Source organism: Pelomonas sp. CA6 (assembly GCF_022549225.1).
In the GTDB taxonomy this organism is placed as follows: Bacteria; Pseudomonadota; Gammaproteobacteria; order Burkholderiales; family Burkholderiaceae_C; genus Roseateles.
Genome location: NZ_JAKZFD010000002.1, coordinates 147942 through 160911, shown reverse-complemented (window position 1 = coordinate 160911; position 12970 = coordinate 147942). Strand labels below are relative to the sequence as shown.

The 12970-nt window shown below is 72.1% G+C and carries 14 protein-coding genes; 8 read left to right on the top strand and 6 right to left on the bottom strand.

Annotated elements, in window-relative coordinates:
• Positions 1–10: 10 nt before the first annotated feature.
• Positions 11–814 (top strand): class I SAM-dependent methyltransferase, encoded by an 804-nt coding sequence (locus LZ017_RS04470; RefSeq protein WP_241298871.1) that lies wholly within the window; start codon positions 11–13, stop codon positions 812–814.
• 19 nt (positions 815–833) lie between these two features.
• Here the strand turns inward: LZ017_RS04470 and arfB are convergent, their stop codons facing one another.
• A complete protein-coding gene (gene arfB, locus LZ017_RS04465) occupies positions 834–1238 on the bottom strand; it encodes an alternative ribosome rescue aminoacyl-tRNA hydrolase ArfB (protein ID WP_241298870.1) in 405 nt (134 codons plus the stop codon).
• A 24-nt stretch (positions 1239–1262) separates the two neighbouring features.
• Entirely contained in the window at positions 1263–2369 is a 1107-nt protein-coding gene (gene alr, locus LZ017_RS04460; protein WP_241298869.1) for an alanine racemase, read from the bottom strand.
• A 162-nt stretch (positions 2370–2531) separates the two neighbouring features.
• On the opposite strand from alr, the gene lplT reads away from it, so the two are divergent.
• The gene (gene lplT / locus LZ017_RS04455; RefSeq protein ID WP_241298868.1) at positions 2532–3809 is read left to right on the top strand and encodes a lysophospholipid transporter LplT; all 1278 of its coding nucleotides are present in this window, start codon (positions 2532–2534) and stop codon (positions 3807–3809) included.
• Between the two features lie 29 nt (positions 3810–3838).
• Here lplT and LZ017_RS04450 read toward each other — a convergent pair whose 3' ends face one another.
• A complete protein-coding gene (locus LZ017_RS04450) occupies positions 3839–4780 on the bottom strand; it encodes a hypothetical protein (RefSeq protein WP_241298867.1) in 942 nt (313 codons plus the stop codon).
• A 275-nt stretch (positions 4781–5055) separates the two neighbouring features.
• Between LZ017_RS04450 and LZ017_RS04445 the strand changes: the two genes are divergently transcribed.
• The 3 genes from LZ017_RS04445 (at position 5056) to LZ017_RS04435 (ending at position 7507) form a co-directional block, all read left to right on the top strand.
• A complete protein-coding gene (locus tag LZ017_RS04445) occupies positions 5056–5916 on the top strand; it encodes a DMT family transporter (RefSeq protein WP_241298866.1) in 861 nt (286 codons plus the stop codon).
• A 100-nt stretch (positions 5917–6016) separates the two neighbouring features.
• A complete protein-coding gene (locus LZ017_RS04440) occupies positions 6017–6502 on the top strand; it encodes a glutathione peroxidase (RefSeq protein WP_241298865.1) in 486 nt (161 codons plus the stop codon).
• Positions 6503–6559: 57 nt separating this feature from the next.
• Positions 6560–7507 carry a polysaccharide deacetylase family protein gene (locus LZ017_RS04435; RefSeq protein WP_241298864.1) on the top strand — a complete coding sequence of 316 codons (948 nt, stop codon included), beginning with the start codon at positions 6560–6562 and terminating at the stop codon, positions 7505–7507.
• 12 nt (positions 7508–7519) lie between these two features.
• Here LZ017_RS04435 and LZ017_RS04430 read toward each other — a convergent pair whose 3' ends face one another.
• Positions 7520–8179, bottom strand: coding sequence for a Crp/Fnr family transcriptional regulator (locus LZ017_RS04430; protein ID WP_241298863.1), 660 nt, complete (start codon positions 8177–8179; stop codon positions 7520–7522).
• Positions 8180–8245: 66 nt separating this feature from the next.
• On the opposite strand from LZ017_RS04430, the gene LZ017_RS04425 reads away from it, so the two are divergent.
• Entirely contained in the window at positions 8246–9430 is a 1185-nt protein-coding gene (locus tag LZ017_RS04425; protein ID WP_241298862.1) for a DUF2332 domain-containing protein, read from the top strand.
• A 109-nt stretch (positions 9431–9539) separates the two neighbouring features.
• Positions 9540–10865: a glutamate carboxypeptidase gene (locus tag LZ017_RS04420; protein WP_374109886.1), complete on the top strand. Its 1326-nt coding sequence runs from the start codon at positions 9540–9542 to the stop codon at positions 10863–10865.
• Positions 10866–10891: 26 nt separating this feature from the next.
• Here the strand turns inward: LZ017_RS04420 and cutA are convergent, their stop codons facing one another.
• A complete protein-coding gene (cutA, locus tag LZ017_RS04415; RefSeq protein ID WP_241298860.1) occupies positions 10892–11206 on the bottom strand; it encodes a divalent-cation tolerance protein CutA in 315 nt (104 codons plus the stop codon).
• Between the two features lie 13 nt (positions 11207–11219).
• The gene (locus LZ017_RS04410; RefSeq protein ID WP_241298859.1) at positions 11220–11618 is read right to left on the bottom strand and encodes a PaaI family thioesterase; all 399 of its coding nucleotides are present in this window, start codon (positions 11616–11618) and stop codon (positions 11220–11222) included.
• Between the two features lie 93 nt (positions 11619–11711).
• On the opposite strand from LZ017_RS04410, the gene LZ017_RS04405 reads away from it, so the two are divergent.
• Positions 11712–12905, top strand: coding sequence for an amino acid aminotransferase (locus LZ017_RS04405; protein WP_241298858.1), 1194 nt, complete (start codon positions 11712–11714; stop codon positions 12903–12905).
• Positions 12906–12970 lie beyond the last annotated feature (65 nt).

Here is a 12970-nt window from a genome sequence, read left to right as displayed (position 1 = left end):
GAGACTCGAGATGACGGACACCGGTCGCGCCTTGCGCGCGCTCTACCAGCCGCAGGGCGGCGTCGGCGCGATCTTTGACGACAAGGTGCGCGACTACATGGCCGCGCGCCCGGACTATCCGCGCGCCTTGATCGACGCGCTGGCGGACGGGATCGCCCGCCCGGCTGCCGAGGCCACGGTGGCCGACCTGGGGGCCGGGTCCGGTCTGCTGACCCGGGCGCTGCTGGCGCGCTTCGGCACAGTCTGGGCGGTCGAGCCCGGCGCCCCCATGCGCGCGGCCTGTGATGCGATGCTGGGCGGATCGCCCGGCTATCGCAGCGCCGCCGGCGCGGCCGAAGCCATCCCCTTGCCCGCGGGCTCGGTGGACCTGATCACCGCCGCCCAGGCCTTCCACTGGTTCGACGTGCCGCGCGCCCGCGCCGAGGCGCGGCGCGTGCTGGCGCCGGGCGGGCAGGTGGCGCTGGTCTGGAATGACCGCGTCGGTGGGGACCCGCTGCACCAGGCGCTGGACGCGCTGTTCGCCGAATTCGGCGGCGCGAAGCGCAGCGCGCTGGTGGCGCACGAGGAACGCCGCGGCGTGGACGACTTCTTCGGCGCGGCCGGCTTCGAGACCCGGCAGTGGCCGCACGCGCACGCGCTGGACCGCGACGGGCTGCTGGCGCTGGCGTTCTCGCGCTCCTACATGCCGGCACGCGACACGCCGGCCGGGCGGGCGGCGACGGCGCGGCTGGACGAGGTCTTCGCCCGCCATGCCGAGGGCGGCCAGCTGCAGGTGCGCTACACGACGGTGCTGATGCGCGGCGCGCCGGGCTGAGCGCAGGTCGTCGGGGCGCTCAGAGTTCCACCTTGCCGCGCCCCGCCTTGACCGCGCCGCGCAAGGCTTTGCCGGCTAGGCGGCGCTGCTGCGAGCCCCAGGTGGGCCGGGTGGCGCGGCGCGGGCGCGGCGTGTGGGCCACGCTGCGCACCAGCGCGACCAGGCGCGCGATCGCGTCGGCGCGGTTGTGCTCCAGGCTGCGCGACTCCTGCGCCTTGATCACCACCACGCCGTCCTGGCTGATGCGCTGGTCCGCCAGCTGCAGCAGCCGTTCCTTGATGACCGCGGGCAGGCTGGAGCGGCGGATGTCGAAGCGCAGGTGCACCGCATTGGCCACCTTGTTGACGTTCTGCCCGCCCGGGCCGGAGGCACGGATCGCGTGGATCTCCAGCTCCCAGTCCGCCGGCTGCCAGTCCAGGTGCATCGCCGCGCGGCCCGGGGCAGGGGCTCAGGCCAGGGGCTCGACGTGCACCGGCACGCGCCGCGTGATCGCGCACATCAGCTCGTAGCCGATGGTGCCGGCCGCCAGCGCCACCTCGTCGATGGGCAGAACCTGGCCGCGCGGGCCCTGGCCCCACAGCGTGACCTCGCTGCCGAAGCCGCAGGACGCGGGCAGTTCGCTCAGGTCCACGGCCAGCATGTCCATGGAGACGCGGCCCACGGTGCGCGTGCGCTGCCCGTCCACCAGCACCGGCGTGCCGGTGGGGCAGTGGCGCGGGTAGCCGTCGGCATAGCCGCAGGCGACGACGCCGATGCGCATCGGCGCCTCGGCGCGGAAGGTGCTGCCATAGCCCACGGTGTCGCCAGGCTGCAGCTGCTGGGTGCCGATGATGCGCGAGCGCAGCGTCATCGCCGGCTTCAGGTTCCAGTGGTGGATGTCGTGTTCGGGGAAGTCCGGCGCGCAGCCATAGCTCATGATGCCGGCGCGCACGAAGTCGCCCCGCACGTCGGCGTCGCTGCAATGGCGCAGCACCGCGGCACTGTTGGACAGCGCGCGTTCGCCGGGTAGCCCGTCGGTCGCGCTGCGGAAAGCGGCCAGCTGGTGCGCGATGCCGCGCGCGCCATCGGCGTCGGAGAAATGCGTCATCAGCGAGATCTCGTCGACCTGGGGCAGGGCGTTGAGCCGCGTCCAGGCGGCGCGGAAGGCGCTGGGCGTGAAGCCCAGGCGGTTCATGCCGCTGTTGAGCTTGAGGAAGACGCGGTGCGGCTCGTGCGTCTTGTGCATGGCCAGCCAGTCGATCTGCTGTTCGCAGTGCACCGCATGCCACAGGCGCAGGCGCGAGCACAGCTCCAGGTCGCGCGCCTCGAAGCAGCCTTCCAGCAGCAGGATGGGGCCGCGCCAGCCCAGCTCGCGGATCAGCTGGGCCTCGTCCAGGTCCAGCAGCGCGAAGCCGTCGGCGCTGCGCAGCGCCTCGTAGGCGTGGGCAATGCCATGGCCGTAGGCATTGGCCTTGACGACGGCCAGCACCTGCGCGTCGGGCGCCAGGCTGCGGGCACGGGCGAGGTTGTGGGCCAGCGCGGGCTGGTGGATCAGGGCTTCGATGGGGCGTGGCATGGCTGGAATTGTGCCTGCACCGCCCGCCGGGTTTCCCCGCAGCGGATGCGGCGGGTCACGTCCCGCTCAGGTGTGCATGCTATAAAGCCGGCGCAGCCGCTTTGCCGCTTCGCCACTTGGCCGGGCCCGGCGTGTTCTCCGTGTAGTTCCGGGCTTGGGTCCATGAAAAAAGGCTTTTACACCATCATGTCGGCGCAGTTTTTCAGCTCGCTGGCTGATAACGCGCTGTTTGTAGCTGCCGTCGAGTTGCTGCGCAGCAGTGGCGCCGCCGAATGGCAGCGTGCCGCGCTGGTGCCCATGTTCGCGCTGTTCTACGTGGTGCTGGCGCCCTTCGTCGGCGCCTTCGCCGACGCGGTGCCCAAAGGCAAGGTGATGTTCGTCTCGAACAGCATCAAGGTCGTGGGCTGTCTGATGATGCTGCTGGGCCTGCACCCGCTGCTGGCCTATGCCATCGTCGGGCTGGGCGCGGCGGCCTATTCGCCGGCCAAGTACGGCATCCTCACCGAGCTGCTGCCGCCGTCGCAGCTGGTCAAGGCCAACGGCTGGATCGAGGGCCTGACCATCACCTCCATCATCCTGGGCGTGCTGCTGGGTGGCCAACTGGTCGGCGAGCATGTCTCCGCGATGCTGCTGGCGGTGGACCTGCCGATGATAGACACCGGCATCGACACCCCGCCCGAGGCGGCGATCGCCACGCTGGTGAGCCTGTACGTCGTGGCGGCGCTGTTCAATCTGCGCATCCCGCGCACCGACACCGCGCTGCAACCCATGAGCAGCGACCCGCTGTGCCTGGTGCGCGATTTCGCCGCCTGCAACTCCCGCCTGTGGCAGGACAAGCTGGGGCAGATCTCGCTGGCCACGACCACGCTGTTCTGGGGCGTGTCCGGCAACCTGCGCTACATCGTGCTGGCCTGGGCGGCGGCGGCGCTGGGCTATGGCACGACGCAGGCCTCGGGCCTGGTCGGCGTGGTCGCGATCGGCACCGCGGTGGGCGCGGTGGTGGCCTCGGTGTCGATGCGCCTGGACCGCGCCACCGGCGTGATTCCGCTGGGCGTCGCGATGGGCCTGCTGGTGATCTTCATGAACGTGATCAGCAATGTCTGGGTCGCCGCGCCCTTCCTGGTCCTGCTGGGGGCGATCGGCGGCTACCTGGTCGTGCCGATGAACGCGCTGCTGCAGCACCGCGGCCACAACCTGATGGGCGCCGGCCGCTCGATCGCGGTGCAGAACTTCAACGAGCAGGCCTGCATCCTGGGTCTGGGCGCCTTCTACACCATGCTGACCCGCTTCGGCATGTCGGCCTTCGGCGCCATCACCATCTTCGGCCTGGTGGTCGCGGCCACGATGTGGCTGATCGGCCGCTGGCATCGCCACAACTGCGTGCAGCACAAGGACGAGGTCGACCGCCTGCTGGCGATCGCCCGTTCGGACAAGCACTGACCTGACGCGGAGCGGCAGGTTGGGGGCGCTCAGGAAGAGCGCCGCCGCCCGCTCGACGGGGCCGGCGCGGCCGGCAGGCCGCCATGGGTCAGCACCGTTTGGATGTGCTCGGACCAGGCGCGGCCGATCTTGAAGCAGCCGCTGTGGTTCAGATGGATCTCGTTGTGCCAGTCGCCGCTGATGCCACCGCTGCCCGGGGTGGCCGGTGCCAGCGGCACCGCGGTGGAATCGAACACGAACAGGCCGGGGAATTGTTCGCGGTCGGCCATCAGCGACTTGAACAGCTGCGCCAGGCGCAGCACCAGCAGCCGGCTCACGGCCGCCCAGTCGGCGGACGGGATGGCATAGGCCTTCAGCGTGGGCAGCAGCCAGGGGCCGCTGCCGTCCTCGCTGCCCGCGGGGCGCGGCACCGGCACGGCATAGCAGTGCAGGAAGACCGGCCGGCCGGCCGACGGGCCGCTGTCGCGCAGCCCCAGCAGGTGGCGCAGATTGGCCTTCACGTAGTCGGCGAAGGTCTGCCAGCCGGGCTCCGAGAAATAACGGCCCACGCCGGCCGACGGCGGCCCCCATTCGGTCTGGCGGCGCAGCAGGCGCAGGTGCAGCGGCACCTCCTGGCCCTGGGGGTCCAGCGCCGGGCTTTGCAGGGCCTGGACCAGGTCGTTGCCGCAGACCGAGAGCAGGATGCCATCCCAGGTCGGCGCGCCGTCGCCGCACAGCAGCGCACGGAAGTCCGCGGCCGCGGTCAGATCCACCAGCCGCGCGAGTGCCTCGCGCTGGCCGGCGCAGTTCACCGCCGCGACCTGTTCCTTGAACACCAGCTCCTGCAGCAGGTTGGCATGCGCATTGAGCTTGGCGGCCGAGGCGGAGAACCAAGAATCCCCCTGGGCCAGCAGGCGCCACCGATAAGGCCCCTCGGGGGCCGTGACGGTCCGCGAATCCTCGGTGCTGAAGCAGGCCAGATGATGGTCCAAGTCGGGCTCTCCTAAAGTCAGTTGTCCCTGCCGCCCCGCGGCACTTCAATGCGCCACCGCCTACCCCGGGGCACCCAAGGATAAGCGAGCCGATTGGAAAGCGGGGCCAGGTCTTGCGCCATGCTATAAACCCTGGCGATTGTTGGCGCGAGCCCCCGGTGCAGCCAGCCCTTTCTGGGGGGATGTTGCGGCAGACCAACCGCTTTCGCGCCCTGCCGGCCCGCTTGGGCGCCCATCCTCCCATCCGCGTCATGCGGCGGGGTTTTCTTTCGCCCATGCCTGTTCTCGCTCTCGTCTTCAACGCCCTGGTCTGGGGTCTGTCCTGGTGGCCTTTCCGCCAGTTTCAGCAGGGCGGTCTGCATCCGCTGTGGACCACGGTGATCATGTACACGCTGTCCTGGCTGGTGATCCTGCTGCGCTATCCGGGCGCGCTGCGCGAGCTGCGCCGCCGCCCGGCGCTGTGGCTGGTGCTGCTGGCCGCCGGCACCACCAACACGGCCTTCAACTGGGGCGTGTCGATTGGCGACGTGGTGCGCGTCGTGCTGTTGTTCTATCTGATGCCGCTGTGGGCCGTGCTGCTGGCGCGCCTGATCCTGAAGGAGCCGCTGTCCGGCTGGTCGCTGGCGCGCGTGGTGCTGGCGCTGGGCGGCGCCGCGGCCATCCTGCTGCCGGAAGGTGGCGGCTTCCCGCTGCCCAGCGGGCTGGCCGACTGGCTGGGGCTCCTGGGCGGCGCCACCTTCGCGCTGAACAACGTGATGCTGCGCCGCGAGTCGGCGTCGTCCAGCCCGGAAAGCCGCGCGCTGGCGATGTTCAGCGGCGGCGTGGTCGTGGCCGGTGGCGCCGCGCTGGCGATGGCCGGCCAGGGCCTGGTCGCCTGGCCCGTGCTGCCGGCGCCGGCCTGGCTGCTGCCGCTGGCGGGCATGGCGCTGCTGTTCTTCCTGTCCAATCTTTCGCTGCAGTACGGCGCCAGCCGGCTGCCGGCCAATGTCACCGCGGTGGTCATGCTGACCGAGGTGCCGGCGGCGGCGCTGTCCGCGCTGTGGCTGGGCGGCGGCAGCCTGGACGCCCGCACCGCGGTGGGCGGGCTGTGCATCCTGGCCGCGGCGCTGCTGGCGGCGGTGGAGCGGCGCCGCTGACGCGCGCCGCCCCCGCGGCCCGGGTCGGATGTCCGCGCGCGGGCGGATCCGCGACGGCGGCGCTAGGATGCGCCGGTTCCCACTGCGCGAAGGGCGCATCATGTCCAGCCTCCAAGACTTCCAGGCCCAGACCATCGATGGCCGGCCGGCCGACCTGGCCCAGTACCGGGGCCAGGTGCTGCTGATCGTCAACACCGCCAGCGAATGCGGCTTCACGCCGCAGTTCAAGGGGCTGGAGCAGCTGTGGCGCGACTACCAGGGGCGCGGCCTGGTCGTGCTGGGCTTCCCCAGCAACGAGTTCGGCGGCCAGGACCCGGGCAGCAACGACGAGATCGCGTCCTTCTGCGAGATGAACTACGGGGTCAGCTTCCCGATGATGGCCAAGGTCAAGGTCAACGGCGAGCAGGCCCATCCGCTGTGGCAATGGCTGAAAGCCGAGAAGCCCGGGCTGCTGGGCACGCAGGCGATCAAGTGGAACTTCACCAAGTTTCTCGTCGGCCGCGATGGCCGCGTGCTCAAGCGCTATGCGCCCAACGATGCGCCCGACAGCCTGCGCGCCGACATCGAGGCGGCGCTGGGGGCCTGAGTTTCGGCATCCGCGAAGCGGGCCCTTAGCATGGGGCCCCCTTGCCGGAGTCCGCCCATGGCCCTGATCCCCTGGCGCTTGCCGCGCCCCCACTGCGTTCTTGCCGGCTTCGCGCTGCTGGCCGCCATGACCGGCGCTGGCGCGCAGAGCGTCGCCATCACGCTGGACGATGGCCCGCAGCTGGAAACCACACCGCTGATGAGCCCGGCGCAGCGCAACGAGGCCCTGCTTGCCGCGCTGCGCCGCCATGGCGCGAAGGCGGCGCTGTTCGTGACCGGCGCCAACGGCGCGGACCGGCCCGAGGGCCGCGCGCTGGCGCGCGCCTGGGGCGAGGCCGGCCACGCGCTGGGCAACCACACCATGACCCACCCGGACCTGAACAGCGCGCAGCTCAGCCTGGCGCAGTACCAGGCCGAGATCGACGCCTGCCAGGCCCTGATCCGCGAGCTGCCCGGCGCCCAGCCCTGGTTCCGTTTCACCTATCTGCGCGAGGGCAACACGGCGGAGAAGCGCGATGGCATGCGCGCCTTTCTGCGCGAGCGCGGGATGCGCAACGCCTCCGTGAGCCTGGACACCAGCGACTGGCGGCTCAACGCGCTGCTGGTCCAGGTGCTGCGGCGCGACCCCCAGGCCGACCTCACGCTGATCCGCCAGGCCTACCTGGACCATGTCTGGCAGCGCGCCCAGGCCTATCGCGCGCTGGCGCAGCGCCTGCAGGGACGCGACATTGCCCAGGTGCTGCTGCTGCACCACAACCTGATCAACGCGCTGTGGCTGGACGACGTGATCGCGATGCTGAAGCAGCGCGGCTGGACCGTGGTGCCGCCCGAGCGTGCCTACGAGGACCCGGTCTATGCGCTGCAGCCCGCCAACCCCGCGCCGGGCCAGAGCCTGCTGCTGGGCATGGCGCGCTCGCTGGGGCTGGGCCGCTTCGAGGGCTGGGAGCGCCTGGTCGACGATGGCGACGCGGAGATCGCCTGGCTGAAGGCGCGCGGCATCGAGTGAGCGCCGCCGCGCTCAGCGCGCCGCGGCGACGCGGATGCGGCCATAGCCCAGGGTCAGCCGACCCTCGCGGCGCGCCTGCAGCAGCAGCGCGTTGACCGTCTGGCGCGACAGGTGCGCCAGACGCGCCAGTTCGGCCTGCGTTGCGCGCAGCTCGACGGTGCCCTGCGCATCCGGCGGCCCGCCGCGCTCGCGCGCCAGCTGGGCCAGCGCCAGCTCGAAGCGCTCGGCCGCGCCCTGGTGGCGCGCCGCCTGCAGCAGGCGCAGGTTGCCGTCGAAATGGCGCGCGAACTCGCGCATCAGCGCGCGCGCGAAGCCAGGCCACTGGTCCATCATCAGCACATAGGCCGGCTCGGCGATCACGAAGACCCGGCTGGCGCGCGTGGCCAGCGCCTCGTAGCTGCTGGGCCGCCGCGCGACGAAGGCCGCCAGCCCGAACAGCGTGGGCGCGCGCAGATGGCCCAGCGTGGACAGCGTGCCGTCGGCGGCACCCAGGCGCGCCTCCAGCTCGCCCTCGCCGACCAGGTAGAAGGCCTGCGTGGGCTGGCCCTGCGCGAACAGGGTCTGGCCCGCGGCCAGCGGCCGGGTGGGCAGCAGCGCGCGCAGCCGCGCGTCCAGCGCCTCGGGCCAGGCCAGCTCGGGCAGGCAGCGCAGCAGCGCCTCGCGCAGGTCCATGGTCGGATGGGGAAGAGTGTCGGGTATCCGACATTTTCTCCCGGCGCGGGCCTCTAATCTCGCGCCATGGACACCCACCTTTCCCTCGCCGACGCCACACCGCTGGACGAACTGGCGCGGCGCTTCAGCCGCTTTGCCGAGATCGACGGCCGCGACGACCCGCTCTACATGGCGCTGGCGCGCAGCATCGCCGAGCGGCCCGAGTTGCTGGCGCTGATGGCGCACGCGCCCGAGACCCAGCGCCTGCCGGTGTTGCTGCTGGCCGCCTTGCATGAACGCATCCTGTCGGGCGCCGACCATGGGCTGGCGGCCTATTACCCCAGCGTGGGCGGGCGCCGGGCGCCGGACGAGGCGCTGCCGCTGGCGCTGCTGCGCTTCGTCGCCGCCGAGCGCGACGCGCTGGTCGCGACGCTGCGCAGCCGCCGGACGCAGACCAACGAGATCGGCCGCTGCGCCGTGCTGTGGCCCGCGCTGCAGGCCTTGTGCGGTCGCCTGCGGGCCGCGGGCGGGCCGGTGCCGCAAGACCTGGCCCTGTTCGACTTCGGCTGCAGCGCGGGGCTCAACCTGGGTGTGGATGCCTATGGCTACCGCGACGAGGCGCGGTCCTGGGGCGCGGCCGGGTCGCAGGCGCCGCAGATCGCGACGACCTGGCGCGGCCCGCTGCCCGACGCGCTGCTGGGCTCGCCCCGGTTCCGCATCGCGGCGCGCATGGGCTGTGACCTGGCGCCCATCGACCCCGCGTCGCCGCGGGAGGCGCTGTGGCTGCAGGCCTGCCTGTGGCCTGGCGACGCGCAGCGCCGCGAACGCCTGCGCGCCGCGCTGACCCAGGCGGCGCAGCGGCGCGATCGGCGCGTCGTTAGCGACGATGGGCTGACGCTGCTGGCGGCCTGGCTGGACGAGCTGGCCGCCGCCGCCGCCACGCGGACCGCGGTGCCGGTGCTTTTCAACGCCTGGGTGCTGGCCTATTTCGACACCGCGGCGCTGGCGCGCCACCGCGCGCGCGTCGAGCAGCTGGTGCTGGAGCGCGGACTGGCCTGGATCAGCGCTGAGGCCGGCGCGCGTTCGCCGCTGGATGCGCCGCCACCCTGTCCGGACGGCGAGTCCCCGGGCAGCGCAACCCTGTGGACCCTGCAGTGGCGCGACGCCCAGGGCCGGCGGTGCAGCGAGGCGCTGGCCTGGTCGCATCCGCATGGGCGCTGGATCCAGTGGCTGGCGGACGAGGATCCCGGCGCGCCCGCGTCGATGGGCTGAGCGCGCCCCCGCGCGGCCGCCCTGTCGTCGCCAGGGCAATCCCGCTGGGGCCGGGCGGGAGTCCGTGCCAACATGCGCCGCTGATTCAGTGCCCGGAGACCCCGCGATGATGCTTCGCCGACTTGCCCATTCCTGGCTGTTGCGGCCCGCCTTGCTCGCCGGCCTCTGGGGGGCCGCCACCGCGGCGCTGGCCGATGGCAGCGGTGCCGATGCCGAACTGGGCCGGCTGCGCGCCGCCGCCGCGCAGCAGCAGCCGGCGCTGGTGGCGACCTTGAAGCAGCTGGTGGAGATCGAGTCCGGCAGCGCCGACCGCGAGGGGCTGGAGCGCATCGCGACGCTGGCGTCCGAGCGCCTCAAGGCGCTGGGCGGCCGCGTGCGCTGGATCGAGCCGAGCGATGACCTCTACCGCATGGGCGACACGCCGGAGCGCGTCGGCCCCATGGTGGAGGCGCGCTTTGCCGGCCGCGGCCAGGCCAAGATCCTGCTGCTGGCCCATCTGGACACGGTCTATCCGCGCGGCATGCTGGCCGAGCAGCCCTTCCGTATCGAGGGCGACAAGGCCTATGGCCTGGGCATCGCCGACGACAAGCAGGGCGTGGCGCTGGTGCTGCATCTGCTGGAGATGCTGCGCGGCCAGCCCGAGTGGGGCGAGCTGACGGTGCTGTTCAACAGCGACGAGGAGATCAGCTCGCCGGCCTCGCGCGCCCACATCACCCGGCTGGGCGCCGAGCATGATGTCGTGCTGTCCTTCGAGGGCGGCGGCGGGCCCGCCGGGCCGGACAGCCTGCGCCTGGCCACCAGCGGCATCGCGGCCGCCTATCTGCGCGTCAAGGGCCGCGCCGCGCATGCCGGCGCGGCGCCGGAGCGCGGCGTCAACGCGATCTACGAACTGTCCCACCAGCTGCTGCAGGCGCGCGACCTGTCCGACCGCCGCGTCGGCCGCCAGGTGCACTGGACCCTGGCGCGCGGCGGCATCGTGCGCAACATGATCCCGCCGGCCGCCGAGGCCTCGGCCGACATCCGCGTGGACCGCGTGGCCGACTTCGACGGCATCGAACGCACGCTGCGCGAACGCATCCAGAACAAGCTGCTGCCCGAGTCCGAGGTGACGCTGGACTTCGAGCGCCGCCGCCCGCCGCTGCAAGCCAGCGAGGCCTCGCGCCGGCTCGCGCGCGAGGCCGTGCCCTTGGCCCTGGCCAGCGGCCTGCAGCCGGTGGTGCGCGACCAGCCCAGCGGCGGCGGCACCGACGCCGCCTTTGCCGCGCTGCAGACCCGCGCCCCGGTGATCGAGGGCATGGGGCTGCGCGGCGCGGGCGCCCACACGCGCGACGCCGAGTACGTGATGCTGGACTCCATCGTGCCGCGCCTGCTGTTCGGCGCGCGGCTGATCCTGGCGATCTCGCGCGGGGAACTGCGCGGGCAGGCGGCACCTTAGCCACCCCCCGCCATCGCGGGCCGCTGCTAGCGCGGTGGCGGGCAGGACCGCGTCACCCAGGCCGCGAAGGCGGGGTCGCTCCAGTCGGGGCTCAAGGTGTACAGCGCCGGCAGGTCATAGGGATGGCGCGCGCGCACGGCGGCCAGCAGCGCGGGCAGGGCGGCGTCGCTGGTCTTCAGCAGCACGCGCTGCTCGGGCTCGCTGCACAGCTGGCCGTCCCAGCGGTAAAGGCTGTGGATGGCCTCGATCTGCGCGCAGGCGGCCAGGCCCTGTTCCACCAACTCGCGCGCCAGCGCCTCGGCCTGCGCGCGGTCCGGCAGCGTGGTGATCAGCAGCTTCATCGCCGCTCCGTCCTCAGCGCGGATACAGAATCATCTGGGTGCAGCGGAACATCGCGATCACCTTGTCGCCATGGCGCACCTCGGCATCCCAGACCTGGGTCGTGCGGCCGCCGTGGGCGAGCACCGCCCGGCAGTGGATCTCGCCGTCGCGCGCGGTGCCGAGGAAGTTGGACTTCAGCTCGATGGTCGTGAAGCTCTGCGCGCCGTCGGGCAGGCTGGCGATGCAGCCATAGCCGGCGCAGCTGTCGGCCAGCGTGACCACGGTGCCGGCATGCAGATAGCCGTTGGGTGCCATCAGCTCCGGGCGCAGGCGCAGGCGGCCTTCGGTCAGGCCGCGTTCGCGGCGCGTGATTTCCAGCCCGAGCAGGGTGGGCAGGCCCTGGTGGCCCATGTCTTGGGAGGGGGTGTTCATGAGGCGCAAGCATAGGGGCGGATGGTCCGGGGCGGCGCGCGGCGCGGATAATCCCCGCCATTCCCACCATCCTGTTGCGAGCGGAGTGCCACCATGTTCAAGCACGTCGAAGCCTATGCCGGCGATCCCATCCTGAGCCTCAACGAGGCCTTCCAGAAGGACCCGCGCGCCGGCAAGATCAACCTGTCCATCGGCATCTACTTCGACGACGAGGGCCGCATCCCCATGCTGGACTCGGTGCGCAAGGCCGAGCTGGCGGTGGTGGAGCAGGCCGGCGCCCGGCCCTACCTGCCCATGGAGGGCGCGGCCAACTTCCGCGAGGCGGTGGCGCAGCTGCTGTTCGGCGCCGACAGCGAGGCGCTCAAGTCCAAGCGCGTGGCCACCATCCAGGGCGTGGGCTCCAGCGGCGGCCTGAAGGTCGGCGCCGACTTCATCAAGCGCTACTTCCCCGACAGCGCCATCCATGTCTCCGACCCCACCTGGGACAACCACCGCGCGGTCTTCGAGGGCTCGGGCCTGGAGGTCAAGACCTATCCCTACTACGACGCCGCCACCGGCGGCCTGCGCTTCGCGCAGATGCTGGAGACGCTGCGCGGCCTGCCGGCGCGTTCGGTGGTGCTGCTGCACGCCTGCTGCCACAACCCCACCGGCGTGGACCTGACGCCGCTGCAATGGGACGAGCTGATCCCGGTGCTGCGCGAGCGCGAACTGCTGCCCTTCCTGGACCTGGCTTACCAGGGCTATGGCGACGGGCTGGAGGCGGATGCCTTCGCGGTGCGCGCGATGGCCGACGCCGGCCTGCCCTTCCTGGTGGCCAACAGCTTCTCCAAGAACATGAGCCTGTACGGCGAGCGCTGCGGCGCGCTGTCCGTGGTCTGCCCGGACGCGCAGCAGGCCGCCAACGTGCTGGGCCAGCTCAAGTTCACGATTCGCCGCAACTATTCCAACCCGCCCATGCACGGCGGCCAGATCGTCGCCAAGGTGCTCAGCGACGCGACGCTGCGCCCGCTGTGGGAGGGCGAGGTGGAGGCGATGCGCGAACGCATCCTCGCGATGCGCAACGCGCTGCACGAGGTGATCAGCGCCAAGCTGCCGGGCCGCAACTTCGACTACTTCCTCACCCAGCGCGGCATGTTCAGCTACACCGGACTCAGCGCGGCCCAGGTGGACCGGCTGCGCGAGGAGTTCGGCGTCTATCTGGTGCGCTCGGGCCGCATGTGCATCGCCGGGCTGAACACCCGCAACGTCGAGGCCACCGCCAACGCGATGGCGGCCGTGCTGGCCTGAGGCCGGCGCGCCCCGCCGCCGCGGTGGAACGGGCGATGACCGTTCCACATGTGCGGAGGTTATGG